Below are 15329 nucleotides of genomic sequence, written 5' to 3'. Positions count from 1 at the left end.
GCGCAGTTCCCCGCGCCCCTTAAATGCCGCTGCGCGGCATCCTCGGGGCGCCCCGCAGGGGCGCATTCAGGGGCGCGGGGAACTGCGCGGCCAGCCCCCACCGGTCCGCAGACGAACGGAACGGGGTGCAGGGGCCGCAGGCCCCGCCTCAGGGGTCCGGGGGCCTCGTCCCCGGGAAGCCCGCCTCCCCCCTACCCACCCCCGGAGGGTTCAGGGGAGAGGCGGGGAGGGGGAGCTCTCCCGTAGCGCGGACAGCACGCGGCTCACCCCCGCCCCACCCTCCGCCCCCCTCCGCACCGCCGCCACCACATGCCGGTACGGGCGGTCCGCGGACAGTTCCCGCATCACCACCCCCTCACGCATCACCACCCCCTCACGCCGCACCGCCGCCATGCGCGGCACCAGCGCCACCCCCATCTCCGCCTCCACCATCGCCAGGATCGCCGTCCAGCCGGACGCGATGTGGGCCTGCTCGGGGACGAACCCGGCCGCCTCGCAGGCGGCCGTGGTGATCTCCGACCACGGCCCGCTGCCGCCGAAGATCCACGGCTCACCCGCCAGATCGGCCAGCCGCAGGCCCGGCGAGGAGGCGAGGGGATGCCCGGCGGGGAGCGCCACGTCCAGCGGGTCGGTGAGCAGCGGGACCACCGCGAACCGAGGGTCCCGCGCGCTCGGCGCGTGCGCGGCCAGCGACAGGGCGAGGTCGACCGCCCCGGCCGCCAGCAGCTCGTACGCCTCGGCCGCCTCCGCCTCCCGTACCCGTACGTCGAGGGCGGGATGGCTGCGCCGCAGCCGCAGCACCGCCGGGACGACCAGCGCGGGCACCGCCGTGGAGAACGCCGCCACCCGCACCTCCCCCGCCTCCCCGTGCAGATAGCCCGCCAACTCGGCGTCCGCGCGCTCCAGTTGGGCGAAGACGGCCTCGGCGTGGCGCAGCACCAGATGGGCGGCGCCGGTGAGCCGCACCCGGCGCCCGTCGGCCTCCAGGAGGGTCACCCCGAGCTGCCGGGCGAGGTTGGTCAGCTGCTGCGAGACCGCCGAGGGCGTCATACGCAGCGCCTCGGCGGTCGCGGTCACGGTCTCCCGCTCGCGCAGGGTCCGCAGGATGTGGAGTTTGCGGATGTCCCACGCCGGGGGCGCGCCGGCGTCTCCCCCGCCGCCACGCGCTCGCACGTTCATGACCGGCAACCTATCGGGAGGCCCGGGAACCCAGGACGACCCCGCCGAGGATCAGCGCCATGGAGAGCAGTTGGCCCGGGCCGGTCGCCTCGCCCAGCAGGGCGAAGGAGAGCAGGGCCACGCAGACCGGCTGGAGGTAGTAGACGACGCCCGCGCGGGCCGCGCCTATCAGCGCGATCGCCTTGTTCCAGGCGAAGAAGGCGACCGCGGAGGAGAGCACGCCCACGTACACCAGGGGCCCGGCCGTCCCCGGCCTCACCGTGAAGCCGCCCTGCACCGCGAGGCTCACCCCGTACACCGGGGCCAGCATCAGCGCGCCGAGGGCGAACGTGGTGAACAGGAAGGCGAGGCCGCCGAGTTCGGCGGGGCGGCGGCGCAGCAGGGCGCTGTAGGAGGCGAAGGAGAGGGCGGCGGCGACCATCCACAGGTCCCCGGCGGCGAAGCTCGGGGCGAGCGAGCCCTTGCTCACAAGCAGCAGCACCCCGGCACAGGCGATGAGCATCCCGGCCGTGCGCCGGGCCCCCAGCCGCTGCCCGCCGAGCCGCTCGTACACCGCCATCAGCACCGGCGAGGCGGCCATGATCATGCCCATGTTGCCGGCGGAGGTGGAGAGTCCGGCCTGGTTGACGAGGGTGTTGTAGACCGTGATGCCCAGCAGGGAGGCCAGCAGGAGGAAGCCCAGGTGGCGGCGGATCAGGGCCCGTTGGCGCCAGGTCGCGCGGGCCGCGAGGGGCGCCACCGCCACCAGCGCGATGATCCAGCGCCAGAAGGCGGCCTGGACGGGCGGCACCGAGTCGTGCAGAGCCCGGGAGGCGACGAAGCTGCCCGACCAGACGAGGGTCGCGACGCCCGCGAGGGCGAGCCCGGGCCCGGTGGCCCGCCTCACCCTCGCGGTGGTCGGAATGGTTCGGACGTACTCCAGGACTGCCACGGTGGCCGGTGCTCCTTCGTCGGATTCGTCGGGCTTCGCGCCCGGCGGGCTCGGGTCTACCGTCGCACCGGCGGAACCATCAGGTCCATCGAATCTTTCTGACCGATTACTTCAGGAGAAGTGAACGGTTGCGGCTTCTTCGCCCGCGGCGTGTACTGGCCCGCCAGCGTCGCCCCGAAGGCGATCGCCATGCCCGTGAGCTGGAGCGGGGTGAGCGCCTGGCCGAGCGCGGCCCAGCCGATGACGGCGGCGGTGAGCGGCGACAGCGGGCCGAGGAAGGTGACCGAGGTGGCGGTGAGGCGGCCGATGCCGCGGAACCAGAGCCAGTACCCGACGGCGGTGTTGACCAGGGCGAGGTAGAGGTAGCCCATCAGGTTGCGCCCGTCGAGCGCGGGCGGCGCGCCCTCGACCAGGAAGGCTACCGGCGCGATGAGCAGTCCGCCCGCGGTCAGCTGCCAGCCGGTGAGGACCAGCGGCCCGACCCCCTCGGGCCGACCCCACCGCTTGGTGAACACGGTCCCGGCGGCCATCGCCACGGACGAGGCGACTCCGGCCATCACCCCGACGGCGTCCAGCGCCCCCGTCGCCTTCAGGACCACCAGGCTCACTCCGAGGGCCGCCGCGATCCCGGTGAGCAGGGTCCGCAGGGTCGGACGCTCACCCAGGAAGAGCGCGGCCAGTCCGGCCACCCACAGCGGGCCGAGCGAGCCGATCACGGCGGCCATGCCGCCGGGCAGCCGGTAGGCGGCGAGGAAGAGGAGCGGGAAGAAGGCCCCGATGTTCAGCGCCCCCAGCACCACCGACTTCCACCACCACTCCCCCCGCGGCAGTCGCCGGGTGACCAGGAGGAGCGCGAGCCCGGCGGGCAGCGCCCGCATCATGCCCGTGAACAACGGCCGGTCGGCGGGGAGGAATTCGGTGGTCACCGCGTAGGTGGAGCCCCAGGAAATCGGGGCGAGGGCGGTGAGGGCGACGGTGGCGATGCGGCTCTGGGTTCGCTTCATGGGAAGTAGCTTACTCGTAAGCTACTTTTCGTCAAGCAACTTTCTTGCATCCGACCCAACTCCCTCGGATACTGGGTCCATGACTGAGACCCCCCGCGACCCCGTCGACGCCATCACCGCGCAGTGGGCGGAGGTCCGGCCCGACCTCGACACCGTTCCTATGGCCGTCTACGGGCGCATCTACCGCATCGCCCGCGCCATGGGCGACCGGATCGAGAAGGAGTACAAGCGGTTCGGGATCGGGCGCGGCGAGTTCGACGTACTGGCGACGCTCCGGCGCTCCGGCGAGCCGTACACGCTCTCGCCGCGTCAGCTCTCGGCGACCACGATGCTCACCACCGGCGGAATGACCGGCCGCCTGGACAAGCTGGAGAAGGCCGGGCTGCTCAGCCGCAGCCCGGACCCGAACGACCGGCGCGGGCTGCGCGTCACCCTCTCCGAGAAGGGCCGCGAGATCGTCGACGAGTCGGTGACGGCGGGCCTGGAGATGCAGCACCAGGTGCTGGACGGGGTGCTGGACGCGGCGGAGGCGGAGCAGCTCAACACGCTGCTGCGCAAGCTGCTCTCGGTGCACTGAGAGCGGAGCGGGAACACGAAGAAAAGGCGCTTCGCGGTACGAGTGACACTCGTACCGCGAAGCGCCTCACAGCGCGTGCGGGGTGGTCGGTCAGGCCTTCTTCGACTTGTCGAGGACCATGACCAGACCGGCGATGACCGCGAACAGCGCGATGGGCGCGATCACGTACAGGCCGATCGTGTCGAACACGCTCAGGCCGGAGCCCGGGTCGTCGCCGTCGTCGCGGGTGACCGCGAGGGCGGGGGCCGACATGAGCAGCATCATCAGCGTCGTACCGGCTGCCACGGCGCCGGCGCGCAGGGTGTTCTTCTTGTCCACGGTGCAAACGTAGCGAACGCCTAAGTGGGGCGCGCGCCCGGGGGTGCCGTACGAGTCCGCGCACCCGTCGTCGCGGTCTCCGGCGCGGGCGCGAAGACCCGCATCAGGCCGTGCAGCCGGGGCGAGGAGACGACGTCCTCCAGGGCGAGCGGGCGGCCGTCGGGACCCGCCACCGGCAGGCGCCAGTTGGGGTACTGGTCCCAGGTGCCCGGCAGGTTCTGCGGACGGCGGTCGCCCACCGCGTCCGGCAGCCACACCCCGACCATCCGGGCCGGGGTGCGCAGCAGGAACCGGTAGACCGCCCGCACCGCCCCCTCCTCGCCCCGGGCGCCCTCGGGCAGCAGCCCGAGCCGGGCGAGGTAGCCCAGCCACTCGCCCACCTCGGCCGCGTCCTCGGCCTGTTCCTCGGCCAGCGGGCGGGTGAGCAGCCCCAGGCGGTGGCGCAGCCCGACGTGCTCGCCGGTGAGCCGGGCGGCCGTGGACGGCAGGTCGTGGGTGGTGGCGGTGGCCACACAGGCCTCGCGCCAGGCGGCCGGGGGCAGCGGGCGGCCGGTGCCCTCCCAGTCGCGCTCGAACCAGAGCACCGAGGTGCCGAGCACCCCGCGCCGGCTCAGGGACTCCCGTACGCCGGGCTCGACCGTGCCCAAGTCCTCCCCTATGACCACGGCGCCCGCCCGGTGGGCCTCCAGGACCAGCACGGCGAGCATCGCCTCGGCGTCGTAGCGCACATAGGTGCCCGCCGTCGGTTCCTGCCCCCGCGGCACCCACCACAGCCGGAACAGGCCCATCACGTGGTCGATGCGCAGCGCTCCGGCGTGCCGCAGCAGATTGCGCAGCAGTCCTCGGTACGGGGCGTAGCCGGACGCGGCGAGGACGTCGGGGCGCCAGGGCGGCAGGCCCCAGTCCTGGCCGCGCGCGTTGAAGGCGTCGGGGGGCGCGCCGACCGACATGCCCTGGGCAAAGGTGCGCTGCTGCGCCCAGGCGTCCGCGCCCTCCGGGTGCACCCCGACGGCGAGGTCGTGGACGAGGCCGACGGCCATCCCGGCCTCCCTCGCCGCCCGCTGGGCGGTGGCGAGCTGGGTGTCGGCCAGCCAGGCGAGCCGGGTGTGGAAGTCGACCCGGTCGATGAGCTCGCGCCGGGCGCGGGCGGTGGTGGCCGAGCGCGGATCGCGCAGCCCGGCCGGCCAGCGGGTCCAGTCCGCCCCGTACCGCTCGGCGAGCGCGCACCAGGTGGCGTGGTCCTCCAAGGCCTGGCCCTGGTGCGCCAGGTAGTCGCAGTACGCGGCCCGCCGGCCGGGCGGCAGCGGCACCTCGTGGAGCGCCTCCAGCGCCTCCCGCTTCAGCGCCCACACCGCGTCCCGGTCGATCAGCTCGCCGTCCTCCAGCACGGACCGGCGCAGCGCGTCCGCCGCCTTCAGCAGCTCGTCGAGCCGCTTGCGCTCGCGTACGTGGGCGTACTCCGGGACGTCCTCGATCCGCAGGTGTACGGGGTCGGGGAAGCGGCGTGAGGAGGGGCGGTACGGGGACGGGTCGGTCGGGGTGCCGGGGACGGCCGCGTGCAACGGGTTGACCTGGAGGAACCCGGCGCCCACGGCCCGCCCGGCCCAGCCGGCCAGCTCGGCGAGGTCTCCGAGGTCGCCCATGCCCCAGGAGCGGGCGGAGAGCAGCGAGTAGAGCTGCACGAGGAAGCCGTGGGTACGGGCGGGGGGCTGCGGGGTGCGCTCGGGGGCGACGACGAGGGTGGTGCGGGCGGTGCGGCCGTCGGGGGTGCGGGCGGTGGCGCGGTGGACGCCGAGGGGGAGGACGGGCCAGGACGCGGCTTCCGTGCCCGGCGCGTGCGTGGCGGGCGCGTCTGGGTCTGGGGGCTGTGTGTCTGGGGCCTGGGTGTCCGGCGCCGCTGCGTCTGGCGCCGCTGCGTCTGGCGCCGCTGCGTCTGGCGCCGCTGCGTCTGGGGCCTGTGCGTCTGGCGCCGCTGCGTCTGAGGCCTGTGCGGCTGGAGCCGCTGTGTCTTGGGCCTGCGGATCCGAGGCCCGTCTGCCCGGCGCCGCTGCGTCTGGCGCCTCCGCGGCTGGGGCCTGCGTGCCCGGCGCCCGCGGGTCCGAGGCCTGTGTGTCCGGCGCCTGTGTGTCCGGCGCCTGTGTGTCCGGCGCTTGTGTGTCCGGCGCTGCCCCCCGTGGGCCCGGCGCCGTCCAGTCCACCGCCCCGCCGTCCTCCGTCTCGACGCGGACACGGGTGCCGGGCGGCAGGGCGGCGAGCGGCGGGGGCGGGGGCGAGGAGGGGGTCTGCCAGTGGACCACGGTCGGGGGCAACAGGCGGTCCGCCGCGGCCCGTTCGGCGGTGGCGAGGGACGCGCTCACCGCCTCCGGGGTCGCCGCGTCGACGCCCAGCGCCGCGAGGACGGCGACGACCGTGGCATCCGGGACCGGGACCGTGCGGTCGGCCGACGGGGCGTAGGACGTGGCGACGCCGTGCAGTGCGGCGAGCCGGGCGAGGGTCATGGCGTCAGGCTCCGGCTGGCGCGACCACCGGGGTCGGTTCGCTGGTCAGGGGCGCCGCCTCGGTCAGCGGGGGCTCACTGGTCAGCGGTTCGGCGTCGGCCAGCGGAGGTTCGCTGGTCAGGGGCTGTTCAAGGGCGGAGACGGCCACGGAGGGCTCCACGAGGGTCGGCAACGGGGGACACAGCAGCCCTACCCCGTGGGCGGACTCCCAGACGTACAACGTGGGGCATGTCGCAGTCGTCACCCCACTCCTGTGACTCAGGTCACCGGAACGGGCAATTCCGGCACAACAGTCACGCGCATTGACACCCTCACCGCGGGGGTGGTGGGCTCGGGGCCGGTTGCGGCGCGGGGGTCGCAAGGGCGGGGCCTAATCGAGGAGATGGCGTGCAGTTCGGGCGCGGAAAGCGGGCGGCGGCCGTCGCGGTCGCCGTCGTCGGCGGGCTGCTCGGCGCGGCGCCCGGCGCCCTCGCGGCACCCGCGGACCCCCCGACCCCCGAACAGCCCTCCGCCACGGGCGCGTCGAAGGACGCGGTACGGGACGACGCGGTACGGGACGGCACCCCGGCGGTCTGGCCCCGGCCCCAGTCCGTCAGGCACGCCGGACCGGCGCTGCGCTTCGGCTCGGAAGCCGCCCTGGTGGCCGCCCCCGACGCCGATCCGTACGCGGTGGCCGCGCTCGCGGACGTACTGGACCGGGCCGGTGTCACCACCCTGCACACCGAAGTCCGGGGCGCGGGGCCGGTGTTCCGCGTCGGCGGGAGCGGCGCGCAGGACGCGTTGCGCGCCCTGCGGGTCGCCGAGCGCGGGGACCTGCCGCCCGGCGGGTACCGGCTCGGCGTCGGCCGGGTCGGCGGACGGGACACGGTCGCGCTCGACGGGGTCGGCGAGGACGGGCTCTTCCACGCCGTACAGACCCTGCGTCAGCTCCTGGGCCAGGACCGGCGGGGCGACGCCACGCTGCCCGGCGTACGGGTGCGTGACTGGCCCGCCACGGCCGTGCGCGGCACGACGGAAGGTTTCTACGGGCAGCCGTGGACGCGCGCACAGCGTCTGGACCAGCTCGACTTCATGGGCCGCACCAAGCAGAACCGATACCTCTACGCGCCGGGTGACGACCCGTACCGCCTGGCCCGCTGGCGCGACCCGTACCCGGCCGACCAGCGCGCCGACTTCCGGGCGCTCGCCGCCCGCGCCGCCGCCAACCACGTCACGCTCGCCTGGGCGGTGGCGCCCGGCCAGGAGATGTGCCTGTCCTCGGACAAGGACCTCAAGGCGCTGCTGCGCAAGCTCGACTCGATGTGGGCGCTCGGCGTGCGCGCCTTCCAGCTCCAGTTCCAGGACGTCAGCTACAGCGAGTGGCACTGCGGGCGGGACGCGGACACCTTCGGGCGGGGGCCCGCCGCCGCGGCCCGCGCCCACGCGCGCGTGGCGAACGCCGTCGCCGCCCACCTGGCCGAGCGTCACCCGGGCGCGCAGCCGCTGTCGCTGATGCCGACCGAGTACTATCAGGAGGGCGCCACCACGTACCGGAGCGCCCTGGCGGAGGGGCTCGACGCGCGCGTACAGGTCGCCTGGACGGGCGTCGGAGTGGTGCCGCGCACCATCACCGGGCGCGAACTGGCCGGCGCGCGCGACGCGTTCGGGCATCCGCTGGTGACGATGGACAACTACCCGGTGAACGACTGGGCGCCGGGCCGGATCTTCCTCGGCCCCTACACGGGCCGCGAGCCCGCGGTCGCCACCGGTTCGGCCGCGCTGCTCGCCAACGCGATGGCGCAGGCCTCCGCCTCCCGCATCCCGCTGTTCACAGCGGCCGACTACGCCTGGAACCCACAGGGTTACGAGCCGGAGGCCTCCTGGCGGGCGGCGATCGCGGACCTGGCGGGCGGCGACGCGCCGCTGGGCGAGGCGCTCACGGCGCTGGCGGGCAACGACTCGTCGTCGGTCCTCAGCAGCGCCGAGTCGGCCTATCTGCGCCCGCTGCTCGACGCGTTCTGGAACTCGCGCGGCTCGGCGGACGCGGCGGTACGGGACGGGGCCGCGGCGCGGCTGCGCGCGGCGTTCACGGTGATGCGCCAGACGCCCGCGCGGCTGGCGGACAGCGGCGCGCTCGCCGACGAGGTGCGGCCCTGGGCCGACCGGCTCGCCCGCTACGGCCGGGCCGGGGAGAGTGCCGTGGACATGCTCCAGGCGCAGGCGCACGGCGACGGCGCGGCCGCCTGGCGGGCCACGCTCGCCCTGGAGCCGCTGCGCCGGGACGCCGCGACCGGTTCGGTCACCGTCGGCAAGGGCGTCCTGGACGCGTTCCTGACCCGCGCGGCCGGGGCGTCGGCGACCTGGACGGGCGCGGACCGGCCGCCCGGGGACGTCAGCGTCTCGCCGGACGCGTACACCGTGCGCCTGGGCCGGGTCCGCCCGGTGGAGGCGATCACGGTCATGGACGACTCCGGCGCCGGGCCGAGCCCCTCGGTCGGCCCCGGCTCGGGCCCGCCGGCCTGGGCCACGGCGGGCGCGCGGCCCGCCGAGGACGCTGCGTGGGGGCCGGGGCCCGGTCCGGGGCGGGTCGCCTGGGCCGAGGGCGGGGCGCTGGTGCAGGCGCATGTGCCCGGGGTGGGCTGGCGCAGCCTCGGGCCGCTCTCGCCCAGTGGCTGGACCCAGACCGCCGCGCACGGCGTGCGCGCCGACGCCGTCCGCGTCACCGGCCCGTCCGCCTCCGTACGCTCCGTACGGCATCTGGTCCCGTGGTTCGCGGACGAACCGCGGGCCCGGCTCGATCTGGCCCGGGACGAGGTGGACGCGGAGATCGGCGGGAAGCCGCAGCGGGTGACGGCCGTGCTGACATCCACCCGGCCCGCGGACGTACGGGGCACGCTCAGCGCGAAGGGCCCCCGGGGCATCACCGTCCGGGCCCCCGGCGCGCTCGTGGTCCCGCGCGGCGCGGCGGCGGGCGTGCCGGTGGAGGTGTCGGTGGCGCCGGGCACCCCGGCGGGCGAGTACCGGGTGCCGGTCGCCTTCTCCGGACAGGAGCGCGTCCTGACCGTACGGGCGTATCCGCGCACGGCCGGCACCGATCTGATCGCGGGGGCCGCGGCCTCCTCGTCGGGCGACGAGACTCCGGCGTTCCCGGCGCGCGCGGCGTCCGACGGCGACCCGTCGACGCGCTGGTCGTCCCCGGCGCAGGACAACGCCTGGTGGCAGGCCGAGCTGCCGGCCCCGAGCCGGGTCGGCCTGGTGGTGCTGACCTGGCAGGACGCGTACGCGAGCGCCTACACCGTGCAGGTCTCGGCGGACGGGCGCACCTGGCGCACGGCGGCGACCGTGCGCGACGGCAAGGGTGGCCGGGAGGCGGTCCGCATGGACGCGCGCGACGCCCGCTTCATCCGGGTGCAGGGCGTGACGCGGGCGACCCCGTACGGCTATTCGCTGTGGTCGGTGGAGGCGTACGGCGTGGCGCCGTAGCCGGGCGCGCACGAGCTGGGGACCGGCGGACCGGTCCCCAGGGACACCTGGGACGACGAAGGCCCGGACTCAGGCGGAAATGCCGTCGATCCGGGCCAGGGCGTCGTCCGCGCCGAACGGTTGGAGGTAGGGGAGCCAGCGTGGGTCCCGGTGCCCCGTGCCGATGATGCGCCAGGCCAGGCCGCTGGGCGGGGCGGGCTGGTGGCGCAGGCGCCAGCCGAGCTCCAGCAGGTGCCGGTCGGCCTTGACGTGGTTGCAGCGGCGGCAGGCCGCCACCACGTTGTCCCAGACGTGCTGACCGCCGCGGCTGCGCGGGATCACGTGGTCGACGCTGGTTGCGACGCCACCGCAGTACATACAGCGGCCGCCGTCACGCGCGAAGAGCGCACGGCGGGTCAGTGGAACGGGCCCCCGGTAGGGGACCCGCACGAATCTTTTGAGCCGGACCACGCTGGGCGCGGCGACGGCCCGGGTCGCGCTGTGCATGAAGGCGCCGGATTCCTCTAGGCAGACTGCCTTGTTTTCGAGCACGAGGACGAGCGCGCGGCGGAGCGGTACGACGCCGAGGGGCTCGTACGACGCGTTGAGGACCAGGACGTGCGGCACGTGGATGCCTCCTTGTACGCCGGCGGCGCGTGGCTCGCGCCGGGACGATCTGCCTTCAGTCTCTCCTCATGCCTGGTCGAAGCGCCACCACGTCCGGGTAACGGCCTTGAAGTGTTTTCGACCACACCCCACTACATCCCCAGCTCCGGACGTCCTCTCCCCCGAACACGGCAACGGAGCACACACGTTGCCCCGTTAGTGTGGTTGGTCTGCCGTCGCACCGTCGGCAGCGCAATGCCTGGAGGTTCCCGCCGTGCACTGGCCCGCCGTACTGGCCGCCGGATCCCCGTCCGATCCCACCGCTCCGCCGACCACGCCGGTCACCCTCGACGACGCCCAGAAGTCGGCCACGGAGGCCGCGGGCTGGGTCGAGGAGAACTGGTCGACGTGGCTCGCCATCGGCCTGCGCATCCTCCTGATCGTGATCATCGCCTCCGTGCTGCGGGTGCTGGTCCGCCGGGCACTGACCAAACTCATCGACCGGATGAACCGCAGCGCCCAGGCGGTGGAGGGCACGGCGCTGGGCGGCCTGCTGGTCAACGCCGAGCGCCGCCGCCAGCGCTCGGAGGCCATCGGCTCGGTGCTGCGCTCGGTGGCGTCCTTCCTGATCATGGGCACCGCGGCCCTGATGGTCCTGGGCGTCCTCAACATCGACCTGGCGCCGCTGCTCGCCTCGGCGGGTGTCGCGGGTGTGGCGATCGGTTTCGGCGCGCGCAACCTCGTCACGGACTTCCTCTCCGGTGTCTTCATGATTCTGGAGGACCAGTACGGGGTCGGCGACTCGATCGACGCGGGCGTGGCCTCCGGCGAGGTGGTCGAGGTCGGTCTGCGCGTGACCAAGCTGCGCGGCGACAACGGCGAGATCTGGTACGTACGCAACGGAGAGATCAAGCGCATCGGCAACCTCAGCCAGGGCTGGGCCACGGCGGCCGTCGACGTCCAGGTCCGCCCGACGGAGGACCTGGACCGCGTCCGCGCGGCCATCACGGCGGCGGCGGAGTCCATGGCCAAGGACGAGCCGTGGAACGAGCGTCTGTGGGGCCCGGTCGAGGTCCTCGGCCTCAACGAGGTGCTGCTCGACTCGATGGTGATCCGCGTCTCGGCGAAGACGATGCCGGGCAAGGCGCTGGGCGTGGAGCGCGAACTGCGCTGGCGCATCAAGCGCTCCCTGGACGCGGCGGGCATCCGCATCGTGGGCGGCGCCCCCCTCCCGCTCGAGGACCCGACCCCGGACCCGTCGGCCGCAGTGGCCGCCCCTTCGGCCCTGAACAACCCGACTTCTCCGCAGTCGCTGGCTACGGCGCCGATACCGCCGGGGCAGAGCCTGTCGAAGTAGGCCAAACCTGCCCGCACACCCGCACCGAGGCGCCCCTGCCGGATTCACCGGCGGAGGCGCCTTTTGGCAGCGACGGCCAAGAGCTCGCAATCGTTATCCGTCGAATGAACCTCTACGTCTCATAACAGTCAAGCATTTCCAACAAATGACGGGCATGGCCAAGCGTGAACCGAACGTGGCGCTTGGGCGCCTACTCGCCGAGGGCCGTTGGACTCACCGCCAGTTCGCGCGGGCGGTGAACCGCGTCGGCACCGAGACCGGAATCCCTCTGCGCTACGACGAGTCGGCGGTGAGCCACTGGCTGGGCGGCACCGTCCCTCGGGGTGCGGTGCGCGCATGCATCCTCGAAGCCCTCTCCCGTCGCCTCGGCCGCCCCGTCATCCATGCCGAGGCCGGGCTGCCCGTTCCACACGATCGCTCCTCCGCGGCTGCGGATACCGTGGAAGGGGTGATCGACCTGGGGAGGCTGGATATGGACCCGTCCCGCCGCAGCGTCCTGGGTGTCGGCCTGTTCTCCGTGGCCGTCACCATTCCCGGCTGGCCTGATGTGGTTGGGCGTGCAGATGCCGTCCAGTCCGGCCGCACAGCACGCATCGGCATGAACGAAGTGGACATGGTCGTCGCCATGACCGAGCGTGTCTCGGAGCTGGACGATGAGTTCGGCGGCCGTCACGCACGTCCCATGGCGGCCTCGTTCATGGTCAACACCGTGGCCGCCTACCTGCGCGCCGACGCACCCGAGGACGTACGCAAGGCGATGCTGTCCGCCGCCTCGGACCTGCTCTACCTGACCGGCTACATGGCCGTGGACGAAGGGCTGCACGGTCTCGCGCAGCGCTACTACGTCAAGGCTCTGGAGCTGGCGGGAGCTGCCGAAGACCACCTGACGTACTGCACCACCCTGCGAGGCATGAGTGTCCAGGCAGTTGACCTCCGTCACGGGGCCAAGGCCATGGAGCTGGCCGACGCCGCTGCCGCCGCCTCCCCGAAAGCCGGCCCCCGGATGCTGGCCTTCCTCGTAGGCCAGCAGGCGCACGCCGCCGCGCAGACCGGCGACCGTGCGGGCGCGCTGCGCTACATCCGGGAGGCCGAGGCAGCCATGGACCGTGCTGAGTCACGCGGAAAGGCATTCGGCTCGTATGACCCCTCTTCGCTCAACTACCACGTCAGCCAGGTACGTTACGAACTCGGTGACAAGGCCGGAGCCGTCGAAGCCATGCAGCAAGCGGACCGGCTCCGCCCCAGCGTGTACCAGCGCACACGCGTACACCGTCGTGGCCTGTTGGCAGAGCGGCAGTTGGAACTCGGCCACCTGGAAGCGGCCTGCGTCACCTGGCACCAGGCCCTCGACGACTACCCCAAGGTGCAGTCCGGCCGCGCCGACGAACGCGTGAAGGCAATGTTCGGTTTCTTGCGCCCTCATCTGAAGAACGCGACGGCCCGCGACCTGTACGACCGAGCGCGGACGCTCGCACCACCGTCACTGGTCACCTGATCCCCGTCGCACCTTCAAGCTCAGCCACAGAAAGTCAGCCACGACGGCGGGTGCGCCGAGAGATCACCCGCCACGTGTGCTTCCAGCAACCCCGCACCGACCTCAACCACGCCTCTTCCTTCCGTCACGGCATCCGCCCTGCTCCGGCCTGGCCGCTCGGCAGCGGGATGGGCTGCTCGATCTGTGGCCACGCCTGCGACCGCACGCCGACGACGATCGCGGCTTTCGGCTGCCGCGGCCTGACGTGGTGCTGTGCGGCGTTCGGCGGAGTCGGCCTGGCGGCGCCGCTGCGGGCCGATGCGGTTGCTTCCGGGATCGGGGCCGGCTCGCTTGCCTTGCTTGCGGAGCTCGTCCGCAGTCCGCACGTACGGGGGGCCACCCGCTACTACTCCTACGCCGGTCAGACCGTCGCGGTCCGCCTTCGTGGTGGCGACCAGGGCCGCAGAGCCACTGGCCGCCGCTTTCGAGGTTCGACACTCCCGCGATCACCGCGCGCTCCGCCCAGGTAACGCTTTGGTAGCCGCCCGGGTGCAGGTCATTGACGGCCCCATGGCTTGCGGCCTACTTTCCTTCCACCGGATAGGAAACTTTCCTAACAGTGGGGTTGGGGGAGCCGGGACGGGAAGGGCAGGTGCAGCCGTCGTGGCCGGTACTACCCCGGGAACGCCGCGCGTACTCCGCGCCATGAACGACCGCGCCGCCCTCGATCTGCTGCTGGAGCACGGGCCCCTGTCCCGTACCCGGATCGGGAAGCTCACCGGGCTCTCCAAGCCGACCGCGTCGCAGCTGCTCGCGCGGCTGGAGGCGGCGGGGCTCGTCGTCGCGACCGGGACCACCGAGGGGCGGCCGGGGCCCAACGCCCAGCTGTACGCGGTCAACGCGCGCGCCGCGCACGTCGCCGGGCTCGATGTGACGCCCGAGCGGATCCGGGCCGCCGTCGCGGACGTCGCCGGGGACGTGGTCGGGGAGTTCGAGGTACGCGCCCCGGGGCGGCGGGCCGCCGAGTCCGTGGTGCGGCAGGTCACCGACGCGCTGGACGGGGCCGCGAAGGCCGCCGACCTCGTCCGGGGCGATCTGCACCGCGTCGTCATCGGCACCCCCGGCGCCTTCGACCCCGGCACCGGGCGGCTGCGGTACGCCTCCCATCTGCCCGGCTGGCACTCCCCCGCCCTCCTCGACGAGCTCGCGGCCGCGCTGCCGATGCCCGTCGAGTACGAGAACGACGTCAACCTCGCGGCCATCGCCGAGCAGCGGCTCGGCGCCGCGCGCGGCCACGACGACTTCGTGCTGCTGTGGAACGAGGGCGGGCTCGGCGCCGCGCTCGTCATCGGCGGGCGGCTGCACCGCGGGTTCACCGGCGGCGCCGGCGAGGTCGGCTTCCTGCCGGTGCCGGGCGTCCCGCTCGTACGCCAGGTCACCAAGGCGAACGCGGGCGGCTTCCAGGAGCTGGCGGGCGGGCAGGTACTGCCCCGGCTGGCACGGGAGTTCGGCGTCCCGGACATCCCCGGCGGCTCGCCCGTCGAGGTCGCCACCGCCCTGGTCACCCGCGCGGCCGAAGTCGCGGCTAGGGAAGCCACGGCGGCCGGAGCCACGGAGGGCCCGGCGGGCGAGGGCTCCGACGGCCCCTACCGCCGTCTCCTCGAAACCTTCGCCACCGGGCTGGCCACCGGTCTCGCCTCCATGGTCGCCGTGCTCGACCCCGAGCTCGTCGTGCTGTCCGGCGCGCTGATCTCCGCCGGTGGCGAGCCGCTGCGCGCGCTCGTGCAGCACGAGCTGGGCGAGCTCGCCGCCTCCCGGCCCCGGCTCGTCATCGGCGAGGTGCGCCACCAGCCCGTGCTGCGCGGCGCGTTGGAGAGCGCCCTCGCCGCCACCCGCGACGAGGTCTTCGACACCTCCCGCTAGTCGGCGCGCCTGACACCCACT

At 74.0% G+C, this 15329-nt stretch carries 12 protein-coding genes; 5 read left to right on the top strand and 7 right to left on the bottom strand.

The genetic code is table 11. The features are described 5' to 3' along the window. Positions 1-210 precede the first annotated feature (210 nt). From AB0G17_RS26645 to AB0G17_RS26635, 3 genes are all read right to left on the bottom strand, one after another. Positions 211-1179, bottom strand: coding sequence for a LysR family transcriptional regulator (locus tag AB0G17_RS26645; RefSeq protein WP_361387830.1), 969 nt, complete (start codon positions 1177-1179; stop codon positions 211-213). A 10-nt stretch (positions 1180-1189) separates the two neighbouring features. After that, entirely contained in the window at positions 1190-2101 is a 912-nt protein-coding gene (locus tag AB0G17_RS26640; RefSeq protein ID WP_361387858.1) for a DMT family transporter, read from the bottom strand. 65 nt (positions 2102-2166) lie between these two features. Continuing rightward, complete coding sequence (locus AB0G17_RS26635; RefSeq protein ID WP_361387827.1) at positions 2167-3114, bottom strand: EamA family transporter; 948 nt, start codon at positions 3112-3114, stop codon at positions 2167-2169. 79 nt (positions 3115-3193) lie between these two features. Between AB0G17_RS26635 and AB0G17_RS26630 the strand changes: the two genes are divergently transcribed. Beyond that, on the top strand, positions 3194-3691 hold the full coding sequence (locus AB0G17_RS26630) for a MarR family transcriptional regulator (protein WP_361387824.1): 498 nt from the start codon (positions 3194-3196) through the stop codon (positions 3689-3691). A gap of 90 nt (positions 3692-3781) precedes the next feature. On the opposite strand, the gene AB0G17_RS26625 is transcribed toward AB0G17_RS26630, so the two are convergent. The 3 genes from AB0G17_RS26625 to AB0G17_RS26615 are packed head-to-tail and all read right to left on the bottom strand — an operon-like array spanning position 3782 to position 6691. Continuing rightward, on the bottom strand, positions 3782-4009 hold the full coding sequence (locus AB0G17_RS26625) for a hypothetical protein (protein ID WP_101388341.1): 228 nt from the start codon (positions 4007-4009) through the stop codon (positions 3782-3784). Between the two features lie 20 nt (positions 4010-4029). Then, on the bottom strand, positions 4030-6507 hold the full coding sequence (malQ, locus tag AB0G17_RS26620; protein WP_361387821.1) for a 4-alpha-glucanotransferase: 2478 nt from the start codon (positions 6505-6507) through the stop codon (positions 4030-4032). Positions 6508-6511: 4 nt separating this feature from the next. Further along, complete coding sequence (locus tag AB0G17_RS26615) at positions 6512-6691, bottom strand: hypothetical protein (RefSeq protein WP_329404543.1); 180 nt, start codon at positions 6689-6691, stop codon at positions 6512-6514. A 203-nt stretch (positions 6692-6894) separates the two neighbouring features. Here AB0G17_RS26615 and AB0G17_RS26610 point away from each other — a divergent pair, with 203 nt between their 5' ends. Next, positions 6895-9969 (top strand): beta-N-acetylglucosaminidase domain-containing protein, encoded by a 3075-nt coding sequence (locus AB0G17_RS26610; RefSeq protein ID WP_361387818.1) that lies wholly within the window; start codon positions 6895-6897, stop codon positions 9967-9969. A gap of 69 nt (positions 9970-10038) precedes the next feature. On the opposite strand, the gene AB0G17_RS26605 is transcribed toward AB0G17_RS26610, so the two are convergent. Beyond that, complete coding sequence (locus AB0G17_RS26605; protein ID WP_361387815.1) at positions 10039-10575, bottom strand: HNH endonuclease; 537 nt, start codon at positions 10573-10575, stop codon at positions 10039-10041. A gap of 271 nt (positions 10576-10846) precedes the next feature. On the opposite strand from AB0G17_RS26605, the gene AB0G17_RS26600 reads away from it, so the two are divergent. The 3 genes from AB0G17_RS26600 (at position 10847) to AB0G17_RS26590 (ending at position 15308) form a co-directional block, all read left to right on the top strand. After that, positions 10847-11911, top strand: coding sequence for a mechanosensitive ion channel family protein (locus tag AB0G17_RS26600; RefSeq protein ID WP_361387854.1), 1065 nt, complete (start codon positions 10847-10849; stop codon positions 11909-11911). Between the two features lie 154 nt (positions 11912-12065). Beyond that, a complete protein-coding gene (locus AB0G17_RS26595) occupies positions 12066-13406 on the top strand; it encodes a tetratricopeptide repeat protein (protein WP_361387812.1) in 1341 nt (446 codons plus the stop codon). 642 nt (positions 13407-14048) lie between these two features. Then, positions 14049-15308 (top strand): ROK family transcriptional regulator, encoded by a 1260-nt coding sequence (locus AB0G17_RS26590; RefSeq protein WP_361387808.1) that lies wholly within the window; start codon positions 14049-14051, stop codon positions 15306-15308. The last annotated feature ends 21 nt before the right edge of the window (positions 15309-15329 follow it).

It is taken from the genome of Streptomyces sp. NPDC023838, assembly GCF_040639555.1.
GTDB lineage: Bacteria > Actinomycetota > Actinomycetes > Streptomycetales > Streptomycetaceae > Streptomyces.
The sequence above is the reverse complement of the archived record's forward strand: the minus strand, read 5'-3'. Positions and strand labels throughout refer to the sequence as shown.